At 71.9% G+C, this 13012-nt stretch carries 10 protein-coding genes; 2 read left to right on the forward strand and 8 right to left on the reverse strand.

Going from position 1 to position 13012, the window contains the following annotated elements; all coding sequences use genetic code 11:
- From IT40_RS12950 to IT40_RS12965, 5 genes are all read right to left on the reverse strand, one after another.
- Positions 1-1429 (reverse strand): membrane protein (locus tag IT40_RS12950; protein ID WP_036755689.1); only part of this gene is annotated, 1429 nt, incomplete at its 3' end.
- Positions 1426-2271, reverse strand: a complete 846-nt coding sequence (locus tag IT40_RS30640) for a DUF4159 domain-containing protein (RefSeq protein ID WP_338117739.1) — start codon at positions 2269-2271, stop codon at positions 1426-1428. The genes IT40_RS30640 and IT40_RS12950, both read right to left, overlap by 4 nt.
- Positions 2268-4196, reverse strand: coding sequence for a BatA domain-containing protein (locus IT40_RS12955; RefSeq protein WP_338117903.1), 1929 nt, complete (start codon positions 4194-4196; stop codon positions 2268-2270). Before IT40_RS12955 ends, IT40_RS30640 begins: the two co-directional genes overlap by 4 nt.
- On the reverse strand, positions 4196-5065 hold the full coding sequence (locus IT40_RS12960; RefSeq protein ID WP_036755691.1) for a DUF58 domain-containing protein: 870 nt from the start codon (positions 5063-5065) through the stop codon (positions 4196-4198). The genes IT40_RS12955 and IT40_RS12960 overlap by 1 nt, the downstream gene beginning before the upstream one ends.
- Positions 5062-6063, reverse strand: a complete 1002-nt coding sequence (locus tag IT40_RS12965; protein ID WP_036755694.1) for an AAA family ATPase — start codon at positions 6061-6063, stop codon at positions 5062-5064. The genes IT40_RS12960 and IT40_RS12965 overlap by 4 nt, the downstream gene beginning before the upstream one ends.
- A gap of 61 nt (positions 6064-6124) precedes the next feature.
- On the opposite strand from IT40_RS12965, the gene IT40_RS12970 reads away from it, so the two are divergent.
- Positions 6125-6670, forward strand: coding sequence for a DUF1285 domain-containing protein (locus IT40_RS12970; RefSeq protein ID WP_036755697.1), 546 nt, complete (start codon positions 6125-6127; stop codon positions 6668-6670).
- 2 nt (positions 6671-6672) lie between these two features.
- The gene (locus tag IT40_RS12975; protein ID WP_036755700.1) at positions 6673-7428 is read left to right on the forward strand and encodes a hydroxypyruvate isomerase family protein; all 756 of its coding nucleotides are present in this window, start codon (positions 6673-6675) and stop codon (positions 7426-7428) included.
- Between the two features lie 1442 nt (positions 7429-8870).
- On the opposite strand, the gene IT40_RS12980 is transcribed toward IT40_RS12975, so the two are convergent.
- The 3 genes from IT40_RS12980 to deoC all read right to left on the reverse strand — a co-directional run bounded on the left by IT40_RS12980 (position 8871) and on the right by deoC (position 13011).
- Complete coding sequence (locus IT40_RS12980; protein ID WP_036755703.1) at positions 8871-9500, reverse strand: FMN-binding negative transcriptional regulator; 630 nt, start codon at positions 9498-9500, stop codon at positions 8871-8873.
- A 245-nt stretch (positions 9501-9745) separates the two neighbouring features.
- Positions 9746-12064 (reverse strand): aldehyde dehydrogenase family protein, encoded by a 2319-nt coding sequence (locus IT40_RS12985; RefSeq protein WP_036755841.1) that lies wholly within the window; start codon positions 12062-12064, stop codon positions 9746-9748.
- Between the two features lie 2 nt (positions 12065-12066).
- On the reverse strand, positions 12067-13011 hold the full coding sequence (deoC, locus tag IT40_RS12990; RefSeq protein ID WP_036755705.1) for a deoxyribose-phosphate aldolase: 945 nt from the start codon (positions 13009-13011) through the stop codon (positions 12067-12069).
- Position 13012 lies beyond the last annotated feature (1 nt).

Consider the following 13012-nt stretch of genomic DNA (forward strand, 5'->3'; position numbering starts at 1 on the left):
CCACCCGGCTGAGCAGCAGCAGCGGCTCGTCCCGCGCGCCGCTCAGCACCACCTGGGTGCGCGGGTCGGGGATGACCTGGGACATGCGCAGCCAGCGGCCCCAATGGCTTTGCGAACCTTCGACCGGGGCGCCCTGCAGGCCGGCGGTCACCGGGTGGCGCTCGCCCTCGTCGGTCAGGCGCGGCAGGAACGGCTCGTCATAGACCCGGCCGGTCGGGCGCGCAGGCAGGATCGCGCCCAGCGGCGACAGGTTCAGGCTTTCGACCGAGGACATCTCGGGCCCGGCCGAGACCAGGATCGCGCCGCCCTCTTCGACATAGCGCCGGATGTTGTCGTAATATTGCGGCAGCAGGATGCCGCGCACCCGGTAGCGGTCGAAGATGATCAGGTCGAAATCCCGGATCCGCTCCATGAACAGCTCCTGGGTCGGAAAGGCGATCAGCGACATCTCCTCGACGGGGACCGCGTCCATCTTGTCCGGCGGCCGCAGGATGGTGAAGTGGATCAGGTCCACGTTCGCATCCGATTTCAGCAGGTTGCGCCAGGTCCGTTCCCCCGCGTGCGGCGCGCCCGAGACCAGCAGCACCCGCAGCCGGTCGCGCACGCCCTGGATCTGCACGGCGGCCGCGTTGTTGCGGTCGGTCAGTTCCGGCACCGCCGCCTCGGGCGGGTCGAATGCGATCGAGACCACGTTCTGCCCGGCATGTGCCGGCACCACCGGCAGGTCCAGCGTCACCCCCGGCGGCAGGTCGAGGCTGCGCATCTCTTCTCCGTCCAGCAGGATGCGCAGCCGGGCGGGGGTCTGCGCCACCTCGACGGGAACGGCGCCCTGGTCCTCGACGCGCAGGCGGATGGTGACGGGCTTGCCGATCAGCCCGTAGGCCGGCGCTTCCTCGATCACCAGCCGGCGATCCCAGTCCTGGGCCTGCCCGGTCAGCAGCACATGCACCGGCGCCGGGGCCGAGGCCGGGACCATCGGCGCATCATGGGCCAGCCCGTCGGTGACGGCGATCACCCCGGCCAGCCGGGCCTGCGGCTCGGCCGCCAGCGCACGGGTCAGCGCGGTGCCGGCCTGGGTGCCGTCCGGGTCGTCGCCCACGGTCACGCGACGGATTTCCGTATCGGGCAGGGCGGAAAGCTGGCGGGTCAGTTCCTCGACGGCGGCATCGGTCTGTTCGGCCCGGCCCGGCAGGGACTGGCTGGCGCTGCGGTCGTCGAGCAGGATCACGATGTCCGACAGCTTGTGGCGGATGCCCGATTCCAGCGCCGGCCCGGCCAGCGCCGCCGCCGCCGCCAGCCCGGCGATGCCGCGCCAGGCCCAGCCGCGCAGGCCGCGCCACAGCGACCACAGCGCCACCAGCAGCGCCAGCGCCGCAAGCCCGCCGACCAAGGGCCAGGGCAGCAGCGGATCGAAGGCAAGGCCACTCATTGCACGACCTCCTCCTGCCGCAGCCGCTCCAGCAGGGCGGGCACATGCACCTGGTCGGATTTGTAGTTCCCGGTCAGCACATACATGATCAGGTTGACGCCGAAGCGATAGGCCATCTCGCGCTGCCGCTCGCCCTCGAAGCCCGAACCGATGCTGAACATGGGCAGGCCGTTCTCATCCATCGCCCAGGCCTCGGCCCAGGCATTGCCGCCGATGATGACCGGCGAGACGCCGTCGTTGAGATTGCGGAAGGGCACGCCCTCGGCCGCCTGGGCATCGGCGGGGGGCGCCTCGGCCCAGACCTCGCGGCCCTGGTAGCGGCCGGGAAAATCCCTGAGCAGGTAGAAGCTGCGGGTGATGACGTGATCGGCGGGGATCGGCGCCAGCGGCGGGATGTCCAGCGGCGCCGCCAGCCCCTGAAGCGCGGCGCCGCCGTCCGGCCCGCCCAGCCCGGCGATGTCGCCGTCGCGGGTGTCGAAGAGGATCATCCCGCCCGAGCGCAGGAAATGGTTCAGCCGGACATAGGCCTGGGGCGAGGGCGGGGCCTGCGCCTCGGTCACCGGCCAGTAAAGAAAGGTCAGCAGCGACAGGTCGTCCCGTTCGGGGTCGATGCCGATGGGCGTGCCCGGCTCGACCGTGGTGCGGGCGGTCAGGACATGGGACAGGCCGCGCAGCCCCGCTTCCGAAGCGGCATCGACCTCGGCATCGCCGGTGATCACATAGGCCAGCGCCACCTCGTCGGCGGCGCGCATCAGATGGGGGTCGGGCGGGGCCGCGGGATCGTCCTGCGCCCAAAGCGCGCCGGCCCAGATCAGCGCGGCCAGGGTCAGAAGCCACCTCATGCCGTCGCCCCCTGCCTGCCGCGCGCCAGCCAGGCGCTGCCAAGCGCATCCAGCGCGAAAAGGACCGCCGCCAGCGCGACCAGCCAGCCGCGCAGGTCGAGGCCCGGCGCCTCGGCCGCGCGCTCGATGCGGGCGCCGGGCCAGTCGGCGGGCGCCATCGGCCCGCCCGCGTTCAGCGCCGCCACCCGCTCGCCGCCGCGATAAAGCCCGGCCGGGGCGCCCGGCGCCGGGCCGCGCGCGAAATCGGCCGCGGCGACCGGCGTGGCATCCTGCGGCTCGGTCGTGCGGCCGAAGCCGTCCAGCACCAGTTCGGGCAGCCAGAAGGGCTGTTCGGCGCGATCCGCCTCGGGCGCCGCGCTGCCGACCCGCGCGCTGCGCACCAGCCGGTCCAGCATCTCGACGAACAGGCCCGAGATCGCCAGGTTCGACCATTCCGCATTGGCCGTGGTGTGGAACAGCACCAACTGCCCCTGCCCCAGCGCCGCCCGCGTGACCAGGGGCGTGCCGTCGGAAAGCTGTGCGATGGTGCGGTCGCCCAGGTCGGGCGCGGGCTCGGCCAGAAGCTGGGCGCGCACGGTGGCGTCCTGGGGCACCGAAAGCCCGGCAAAGGGCCCGTCGGCGGCAAAGGGCGCGACGCTGCGCGGCTCGCCCCAGGCCAGGGCGCCGCCGATGTCGCGCCCGCCGGCGCGCAGCCGCACGGGCAGCAGCGGCTCTTCGGCCAGCCGTTCCGAGGCGGCCATGCGCGGCCCGGCAAAGCGGATCAGCAGCCCGCCGCCCTCGACCCATTCGCGCAGGCCCGGCTCTTCGGCCAGGCCGAACTGGTCGGCCAGCACGATCACGTCGGGCGAGGCTTGCAGCACGTCGCCCAGCCCCCCCTCGATCAGGTCGGTGGTCGGCGCCAGGGCCCGGCGCAGGTAGTGCAGCGGCGAGAGCAGCCGCTGGCCCTCGCCGGCGCGGTCGTCGCCGGCCAGCGCGACCTTGCGCCGGCGCAGGGAATCGTCGGCCAGCAGCACCGCCCCGGCCGAGCCATGGCCCTCGACCTCGAAGCGGGTGATGCGGTTGCGCAATTCCGAGGGCAGGTCGATGGGCACCAGCCAGCTGGTCACGCCCGCATCCGCCGAAGCCCCGCCGCCCTCGCCGGGGCGCAGCCGCGCCAGCTCGCGCGGCGTGCCCTGCGGGTCGAGGCCGATGGCCAGCACATCGGCAGCGGCCGCCCCGGTCGAGCGCAGCCGCAGCGCCGGCTGGTCGCCCGCCACCAGTTCCAGCGACTGCCGCGGGCCGTCGGGCGGCACCACGGTCACGCCGCCGCGCCCGGCAAGCGCCGCCAGCCATTCCGCCCGGCCGGGATGGTCCAGCCCGTCGCTGAGCCACAGCACCGACAGGCCCGCGGGCGCCTCGGCCAAGGCCGCCTGCGGGTCGGGGGGATAGCGCGTCTCCCATGCCGCGGGACGCAGGGCGCGCAGCTGCGCCGCAAGCTCGGTCGCGGGCAGGAAAGGCAGCGCGCCCGTCGCGGTGCCGTCGGCGACCAGCAGCGCCGCCGGCTGTCCCGCCGCCGCCGCGCGGTCCAGCGCGCGCAGGGCGCGGGCCTGGCGCTGCGGCCAGTCTGGCGCCGCCGCCCAGCCGGCATCCATCACCACCAGCAAGGGCCCCTGCCCGGCCTGATCCGGCGAGGGCTTCCACACCGGGCCGGCAAAGCCCAGGATCAGGGCCGCGATCGCCAGCACCCGCAGCAGAAGCAGCCACCAGGGCGTGTGCCGCGCCACCGGATGCGGATCCTTGAGCCCCAGCAGCAGCCGCGTGCCGGGAAAGCGCACCAGCTTCGGCGAAGGCGGCATGGCGCGCAGGATCAGCCACAGCACCGGCAGCGCCGCCAGCGCCGCGAGGATCCAGGGCGTCAGGAAGCCGATGGGACCGATCAGCAGCATCAGCCCTCCAGCACCGACCAGAGCCACAGCAGCGCCTGCGACGGCGCCGCCCCGGTGTCATGCGTGCCGAAATGCCAGCCCGCCATGCGCGCGGCGCCCGTCAGTTGCGCCCGGCGCTCGGCCAGCCGCGCCAGATAGGCCGCGCGCAGCCCGGCCGCGTCGCGCGTGTCGTGGCGCAAGGCCCCCGAGGCCGAGCGGAACAGCACCGCCCCCCGCCAGGGAAAGCCCTCTTCGTCCGGGTCCAGCACCTGCAGCAGCGCGCCCTGCACGCCCAGGCCGGCGGCACGGGCCAGATAGTCCAGCACCGGCTGCGGATCGCCCAGGAAATCGTCGAACAGGATGACGCGCTGGCCGGGACGCAGGGCCTCGGCCGGGGGCGCGTCCTCGTCGCCCGGCAGGGGCGCGCGCGCGACCAGCGCCTCGGCCATGCGCTCGGCCTGCAGGCGGCCGGGGCGCGGCGGCTGGCCGGCCAGCGCCACCCGCTCGCCACCCGCCAGCAGCGCCATGGCCAGCGCCAGCGCCAGCAGGTCGGCGCGGTCGCGCTTGCTGGGCCGCTCGGCGTTGCCGGTGTAATCCATGCCCGCCGCGGCCGAGACCCAGATCGCCGCCGATTGCGCCACCTGCGCCTCGCGGTCGCGCACGAATTGCGCATCCGACCGGGCCGAGCGGCGCCAGTCGATGCTGCGCGCCGTATCGCCCGCCGTGGCCGGGCGGTATTGCCAGAAATCCTCGCCCATGCCGGCGCGGCGCTGGCCATGCGCGCCGGGCACCAGCGCCGCCGCCAGCCGCTCGGCCGACAGCATCAGCGCAGGCAAGGCGGCCGAGGCAGCCTCGGCGCCGGCGCGCAGCTGATCGGCCTGGGGTTTCACGCCGCCGCCCGCATCCGGTCGCCGAGCAGGCGCGCGATCACGCCCTCGATGGTCTCGCCGCGGGCGCGGGCGGCAAAGCTCAGCGCCATGCGGTGGCGCAGGACCGGGGCGGCCATGGCCTCGACATCGTCGAGCGTCGGGGCAAAGCGGCCGTTCAGCGCCGCCCGCGCCCGCGTGACCAGCGTCAGCGCCTGCGCCGCGCGCGGCCCCGGCCCCCAGACCAGCGTGTCGGCGATCCAGCCCGGCGCCTCGGGCGCGCCGGGACGCGCCGCGCGCACCAGGTCCAGGATCGCGTCCAGCACCGTCTCGCCCACCGGCATGCGCCGGATCAGCGCCTGCGCCGCGACCAGCCCCTCGGCGTCGAAGACGGCATGGGCCCGGCCCTGCTCGACCCCGGTCGTCGCCAGCAGGATGGCGCGCTCCGTGTCGCGGTCGGGATAGTCCACGTCGATCTGCAACAGGAAACGGTCGAGCTGCGCCTCGGGCAGCGGATAGGTGCCCTCCTGCTCGATCGGGTTCTGGGTGGCCAGCACGTGGAAGGGCCGGCCCAGCGGGCGATGCTCGCCGCCGATGGTGACCTCGCCCTCCTGCATGGCCTGCAGCAGCGCCGATTGCGTGCGCGGGCTGGCGCGGTTGATCTCGTCGGCCATCAGCAGCCGGGTGAAGACCGGCCCCTCGATGAAGCGGAAGGCGCGGGTGCCGTCGGGCCGGATGTCCAGCACCTCGGAGCCCAGGATGTCGGCCGGCATCAGGTCGGGGGTGAACTGGATGCGCGCCGAGTCGAGCCCCAGCACGGTGGCCAGCGTATCGACCAGCATGGTCTTGCCCAGCCCCGGCTGGCCGACCAGCAGGGCATGGCCGCCCGACAGGATCGCCGCCAGAACCTGCTCGACCACGGCATGCTGGCCGACGAAGCGATGCTCGACGCTGGCGCGGGCCTGGGCCAGGCGGTCGGTCAGCGTCAGGACTTCGGAAACCAGTTTCTCATTCTCGGCCATGACAATGCCCCGTTTCTGTTCTAGGACAACATAAAGGCAGGTGTGACGGGGTCCACAGGGAATGGAGGAAAAGACTGACAATGCCGTGAGCGATGCGGCCGGAATCGCCGCCTCGGCCAGCCGCGCCTCGAAAAAGGGGCCGCCGCCGGTGCATCTGTGGAACCCGCCCTTCTGCGGCGACCTGGACATGGAGATCCGCGCCGACGGCAGCTGGTTCTACAACGGCACGCCCATCGGCCGGCCGGAAATGGTGCGGCTTTTCGCCTCGATCCTGAAGCGCGAGGGGGATGGCTATTTCCTCGTCACCCCGGTCGAAAAGGTCGGCATCCGCGTGGTCGACGCGCCCTTCATCGCCGTCGATGCCGAAATCGGCGAAGACATCGTCTTCACCACCAATGTGGGCGACCGGGTCAGCGCCGGCCCCGAGCATGCGATAGAAATGCGCGGGACGCCGGAGGAGCCGCGGCCCTATGTCCATATCCGCCGCGGTCTTTGGGCACTGATCGACCGCAAGACATTCTACCGACTGGCCGATGCGGCTATGCCCGGCGAAAACGGGCGTATGGAATTGCACTCGGGAGGGACGGTCTTTCCCCTGGAGCCCTGACCATGGCGCGATTCGCCGCCAACCTGACCTATCTGTTCACCGAAATGCCCATGCTGCAGCGCTTCGCCGCCGCAAAGCGCGCGGGCTTTCGCGGGGTGGAAATCCTGTTTCCCTATGACCTCGCGGTCAAGGAACTGGCCCAGGCCGCGCAGGCGGCGGGGGTGGAGTTCGTGCTGATGAACACGCCGCCGCCGAACTGGGCTGGCGGCCCGCGCGGCTTTGCCGCCGAGCCGGGCAACGAATCGCGCTTTCGCGGCGATTTCGACCGTGCCCTGCGCTTCGGCCGGGCGCTGGGGGTCAAGCATCTGCATGTGATGGCCGGCAAGGCCCAGGGCGGGCTGGCGCGGCGCACCTTCGTCGAGAACCTGAAATGGGCCTGCGCCCGCGACGCCCGCGCCAGCCTGACCATCGAGCCGATGAACCGCAACGACATGCCGGGCTATTTCCTCGACAGTTTCGAACTGGCGGCCGAGATCCTGGACGAGGTCGGGGCCCCGAACCTGGGCCTGCAATTCGACGTCTATCATGCGCAGATGATCCATCGCGATGCGCTGACCGTCTGGCAGCGCCATGCCCGCCGGGTGCGGCATATCCAGATCTCGGACTGGCCCAGCCGGCACGAGCCGCGGCAGGGCGACATCGACTTCGCCGAACTGTTCCGCGCCATCGACGCCTCGGGCTATGGCGGCTGGGTGAGCGCCGAATACACCCCCCGCACCTCGACCGAGGCCGGGCTGCGCTGGCTGCGCCTGGCCTGACCGGGCGGCGGGGCACCTCTGCCCGCGGTTTTCGGCCGCGTGCGCCGCACGGACCGCGTCCCCTCGGCCTGGACGGCAGGCGTTCGGCGGATCGCGGGCTTGCAGCCCTCGGCACCGGCCAAGCCACCGGCACCGCGACCGGGGCCAAGCTGCACTGACTGCGCCCGGCGCGACCGGGCGGCGGGGCATCTCTGCCTGCGGTTTTCGACCGCGCGCGCCGCACGGACCGCGTCCCCTCGGCCTGGACGGCAGGCGTTCGGCGGATCGCGGGCTTGCAGCCCTCGGCACGGCCAAGCCACCGGCACCGCGACCGAGCCCAAGCTGCGCTGGCTGCGCCTGGCCCGATCGGGCGGCGGAGCGCCTCTGCCCGCGGTTTTCGACCGCGTGCGACCCGCCCGGACCGCGCCCCCTTGGTCTGGACGGCAGGCGTTCGGCGGATCGCGGGCTTGCAGCCCTCGGCACGGGCCAAGCCATCCGGCACCGCGACCGGGGCCAAGCTGCGCTGACTGCGCCCGGCGCGACCGGGCGGCGGGGCATCTCTGCCTGCGGTTTTCGACCGCGTGCGACCCGCCCGGACCGCGCCCCCTTGGTCTGGACAGCCGGCGTTCGGCGGATCGCGGGCTTGCAGCCCTTGGCACCGGCCAAGCCACCCGGCACCGCGACCGAGGCCAAGCTACACTGGCTGCGCTTGGCCCGACCGGGCGGCGGAGCGCCTCTGCCTGCGGTTTTCGACCGCGTGCGCCGCACGGACCGCGTCCCCTCGACCCGGACGATGCGTCGGCGGATCGGAGGCTTGCAGCCGTGGGGCACGGCCAAGCCGCCCGGCACCGCGACAGAGGCCGGGCTTGCCGCGGCGGGGCGCTGTTCTTTGCGTTCCCCTCATGAGATTTGCCAGCCTGCTGGCGACTGTCCCTTGCGATCCCATGGCGGGGCTTGTCGGCCTTCGGATGAATGTCCTTTGCCACCCCCAGCAAGGCTTGCCGGCCTGCGAACAAATGGCCTCCGCGATCCCATGGTGGGATTTTCCGGTCGGCGGGCGAATACCCTTTGCGATCCCCTCGCAAGGTTTGCCAGCCCTCGAACCAAAGGCAGGTTCGGTGGAACCGATCCGCAGCACGCCGCCTCCGAACCGGAGTCGCAGCCCTGCGGCGAGCCGAGGTTTCGGCGCCAGGACCATGAGGGCGGCCCCTGGCAGGGAAAGAACGCCGCCGCAAAGCGCGTGGTGTTCGTCGGCGAATGCCGTGATCTTTGCGCTTCGCCGGCGCAGGATGCCACGGAAGGTCGGGGATAGCCGTTGCAATGCAACCGATCGACCCGCCGAGGGATCGAAGCCCTCGTTCTCCGGCAATGGCGCAGGCGCGGACCGGCTGCCGCGCCGTTCGAATCCCGCCGTCCAGCCCCTTGTCGCGCCTGTCCCGGCCGCCGTTATCGAGGCTCAGCGGCTAGGCATCCCCCGGCCGCCGCCTTGCCATCGCTTCGGCCATCGCCGCGTGCCCGCTGACCCTCAGCCCTGCGATGGCGCCCTGATAATCGCGCGCCTCGCGGTTCTGGCTCAGCTTGGACTTTGCCAGCGTCCGGCGGATCTCGATGCGAAAGGCGACGATGCCGGCCAGCATCTGCTGCATGTAATCGGCCGGCGCATCGGCCATGCGCCAGGCATCGGCGCCGTTCAGCCGCCGCTCGTGGCTGCGGGTCAGCAGGCCGACCGCCGCGCGCTTGGCGCGCTCGTCATGCTGGAAGGCAATGCCGCCATGGACATGGACCACCTGGTAGTTCCAGGTCGGGACGTGGCGGTGATGCTCGGGCTTGGTCGGGTAGAAATTGGGCGAGACATAACCGTCCTCGCCGCGAAAGATCGCCAGCACCTCCTGGCCCTCGGCGATCAGCCGGTGCATGTCGTTGGCCAGCGCCACATGGCCGATCAGCGTGCCGTCGGGGCCGGCCAGCAGCGGGACGTGGTTGGCGACCAGCCCCTCGGGGGTCTGCGCCACGATGCAGGCCAGGGGCGCCGCCTCGATGAGCGCGGCGATCTCCTGCGGGTCGATCTCGTGGAAATGCGGCGGGATATACATGGGCGATTCCGATGCTGGGACCGCCCGAGTTTGTCCGCTGGGCGCGCGGATGACAACGCCATCCGCCCACCGCAGTCGATGAACTAACAGGCTGCTGAAAAAGTCCTTGCGACAGGACAGCGCGGGCGGGGAGCCGGGAAATCCGCCTCAAATTTGCCGAAAACACCCCATTTCGGGCCGATATTAGCTGGATCCAGAACGATTTCCGCTGCGCCGCCCTCTCAAAATCCTTTTTCAGCAGCCTGCTAATAGGCCGCGCTGCCGGTGCCGGCGGGAAGCGCGCCATAGGGCAGCCAGACGGTCTTGGTCCGGCTGGCGGCGCGCAGGAACTCGCGGCCCTGCGCCTGCGGATCGCTCCAGTCGCGCGGCGCCGGGGTCCAGACCGGGATCAGGGTCTCGGCCGCGGCGCGCTGCACCTCGGCCAGCCCCTCGCCCTGGCCGGCATGCCAGATCGCCGAGACGCCGTCATGGCCGGCCAGCGCCCGCGCCAGTTCGTCACGCGGGCCGGTGACGATATTGACCACGCCGCCCGGCACGTCCGAACAGGCCAGCACCTGCGCCAGCGTCAGCGCCGCCATCGGTCGGTCCTGCGACGGGATCGCCACCACCGCATTGCCCATGGCGATGGCCGGCAGCACCAGCGCCATGAAGCCCGCCAGCGGCGCGGCCGTGGGTGCGACCAGCCCCATGACGCCATGCGGCTCGGGCTGGACGTGGCACAGGTGGCCGGGCTTGGCCGAAACCGTGGCGCCGTCGTATTTGTCGGCGAAACCGGCATAGAAGAAGCAGCGGCGGATCGCCGCATCGACTTCGGCCGGGCTGGCATAGCCGGCGAATTCGGCGCGGCGCTGCGCCAGGTTCTCGGCCAGGAAATACAGCACCTGCGCGCGGCCGTGGCCGCCCAGACCCTGCCATTTCGCCAAGGCCCCTTGCGCCGCTTCGACCGCGTTGCGGATGTCCTTGCGGTTGCCCAGGGGCACCAGTTCGTCCTGCGCCGCATAGCTGGCGCCGCCGTCCGGGCGCTTCTGCGCGCCGCCGATGTAAAGCTTGACCGTGCGGTCGATCTCGGGCGCCTCGGCCGGGGCGATTTCCGACGGCGCCGGGTCGCGCTGCGCGGCGACCGGGGCGGCCAGATAGTCCAGCATCCCCTCGCGCCCGCCCTCGCGGCCATAGCCCGAATCGCGCAGGCCGCCAAAGGGCGCGGCGGCGTCGAAGAGATTGGCGCAATTCACCCAGACCACGCCCGCCTTGATCCGCGCCGCCATGTCGGTGGCCACAGTCGCGCTTTCCGACCAGACCGAGGCCGCCAGCCCATAGAGGGTATTGTTGGCCAGGTCCGCCGCCTCGTCCGGGGTGCGGAAGGTCGAGAGCGTGGCGATGGGGCCGAAGATCTCCTCGACCATGCCGGGATTGGCGGGGGCGATGTTTCGCAGATAGCCCGGCGCGATGAAGCAGCCCGGCGCCGCGGCGCCGCCGACCAGTTCCGCCCCGGCGGCGGTCGCGCGGTCCAGGATGCGCAGGATGCGGTCCTTTTGCACCGGATCGACGATGGCGCCGACATCGGTGGACTTGTCGAGCGGCGCGCCCAGCCGCAGCTTGCCCATCCGCGCCCGCAACAGCGCCTCGAACCGCGCGGCGACCGATTCGGCGACCAGGATGCGCGAGCCGGCGCAGCAGACCTCGCCCTGGTTGAACCAGACCCCTTCGACCACGCCCTCGACCGCGGCGTCCAGGTCGGCGTCCTCCATGACCACGAAAGGCGACTTGCCGCCCAGTTCCAGCGTCAGCCGCTTGCCCGAGCCGGCGGTGGCGCGGGCGATGCCGCGCCCGACCTCGGTCGAGCCGGTGAAGGCGATCTTGTCTACCGGGGCCTGAACCAGCGCCGCGCCGGTTTCGCCATCGCCGGTGACGATGTTCACCACCCCGGCGGGCAGGCCGACATGGGCGCAGATCTCGGCGAATGCCAGCGCGGTCAGCGGCGTGTATTCGGCAGGCTTCAGCACCACGCAATTGCCGGCGGCCAGGGCCGGCGCCACCTTCCAGGCCAGCATCAGCAGCGGAAAGTTCCAGGGGATGATCTGGCCGCAGACGCCCAAGGCGGCATGGCCGGGAAACTCGGTCTCGGCCAGTTCGGCCCAGCCGGCATGGTGGTAGAAATGCCGCACCACCAGCGGCACGTCGATGTCGCGGCTTTCGCGGATCGGCTTGCCGTTGTCCAGGCTCTCCAGCACCGCAAGGAAACGCTCGCGCTTCTGGATGGTGCGGGCGATGGCATAGAGAAAGCGCGCCCGGTCGTGCCCCGGCATGGCGCCCCAGCTGCGCTGCGCCCGGCGGGCGGCGCGCACCGCCTTGGCGATGTCGCGGGCGGTGCCCTGCGTGACCTGCGCCAGTTCCTCGCCACTCGAGGGATCGCGGCTGGCGAAGGTCTCGCCCGGCCTGGTGAACCGCCCGGCGATGAAATGGCCGAAGCTGCCGCGTTCGCGCAGCCAATCGCGGACGGCCGAGGCGTCCTCGGGCGCGGGACCGTATTCCATGCTTTCCATGATCTCGCTTACCTTCGGCATCATCACCCCGCGGCCAGACGATGGGCGGCTGCATAGCGCCCGGTGACGTGATGGGAAACCTGCCGCTCGATGTCAGAGAGCAGCGAACTGGCACCGATGCGGAAAAGGCTCGGGTCCAGCCAGTCGCGGCCCAGCTCCTCGGCCATCAGCACCTGCCAGTTCAGCGCGTCCTTGGCCGTCTTCAGCCCGCCCGCCGGCTTGAAGCCGACGGCGAAGCCGGTCCGGTCGCGATAGTCGCGGATCGCCCGCAGCATGACCAGCGACACCGGCAGCGTGGCGTTCACCGGCTCCTTCCCGGTCGAGGTCTTGATGAAATCGGCGCCGGCCTGCATGGCGACATGGCTGGCCCTGGCGACATTGGTCAGGGTCTTCAGCTCGCCCGTCGCCAGGATCGCCTTCATCCGGGCCGCGCCGCAAGCCTCGCGCATCTCGCAGATCTCGTCGTAAAGCGCCGCCCATTCGCCGCGCAGCACCAGCGCGCGGGAAATCACGATGTCGATCTCGTCCGCGCCCTGGTCCAGCGCATAGCGGATCTCGGCCAGCCGCAGGTCGAGCGGCATCAGCCCGGCAGGAAAGCCGGTCGCGACCGAGGCGACGGGGATCGCGCTGCCCCGCAGCGCCCGTTTCGCCGCCGCCACCATGGTCGGATAGACGCAGACCGCGCCGGTAGTCAGGTGATCGACCCCCAGCGCCGCCAACTGGCCGGCATCGACCGGCTGGCGCGCCTTGGCGCAAAGCCGCGCCACGCGGTCGGGCGTATCGTCGCCCGCCAGCGTGGTCAGGTCGATGCAGCGCACCGCGTTCAGAAGCCAGGCCGCCTGCCATTCCTTTTTCAGGCTGCGGCGCGCGGTCAGGCTCGCGGCGCGGCGCTCGGCCGCCGGGGTGTTGACCTGGATGTTCTCTAACCAGTCGAGGCGAAAATCGGTGCCGGGGTTCTTGCGCTCCATC

This window comes from Paracoccus versutus (genome assembly GCF_000763885.1).
GTDB lineage: Bacteria > Pseudomonadota > Alphaproteobacteria > Rhodobacterales > Rhodobacteraceae > Paracoccus > Paracoccus versutus.